We start from the raw sequence: 476 nt of genomic DNA on the forward strand, positions 1-476 counted from the left end.
CCTGAAGATCGCCCTGGCGCCCGGCGCCGGGGGCCAGGATACGTTGAAGACGGCCTTCCTGAACGGCCTGGACGTGCGGGGCTTCGCGCTCAAGGAGCCGACGCTGCACGACGCCTTCATCGGCCTGACCGGGGACCATCCCGACCAACCCGTCGCATCCGTGGAGGCTGTCCGATGAACCGCACGCTGCTGATCGCGCGACGCGAATATGTCGCCTATGCCAAGACCGTCGGCTTCTGGCTGTCGCTTTTGCCCTTCCCCCTGTTCGCCGTGCTGGGCGGCGGCATTCCGGCGCTGATCAAGGCCTCCGAGCCGATCAAGTCGGTGGCGGTGATCGAGGAAGGCCCCAATGCGACGGGCCTGGCCGCCGCCGTGCGCGCCTCGTTGCAGGCCGATGTGGACCGTCAGAACGAGCGCCTGCGCGAAGCCGCTGAAAAGGGACAGGCGGGCGCCGGGCGCGCCGTCGCCTCCATCAC

At 69.1% G+C, this 476-nt stretch carries 2 pseudogenes; both read left to right on the forward strand.

What is annotated here, in order from left to right:
* Positions 1 to 178: pseudogene (locus JWG43_RS20720) on the forward strand (ABC transporter ATP-binding protein); the annotation flags it as partial.
* Positions 175 to 476 (forward strand): annotated as a pseudogene (locus tag JWG43_RS20725) (ABC transporter permease); the annotation flags it as partial. The pseudogenes JWG43_RS20720 and JWG43_RS20725, both read left to right, overlap by 4 nt.

The organism is Desulfobulbus alkaliphilus (assembly GCF_016918545.1).
GTDB classification, from domain to species: domain Bacteria; phylum Desulfobacterota; class Desulfobulbia; order Desulfobulbales; family Desulfobulbaceae; genus Desulfobulbus; species Desulfobulbus alkaliphilus.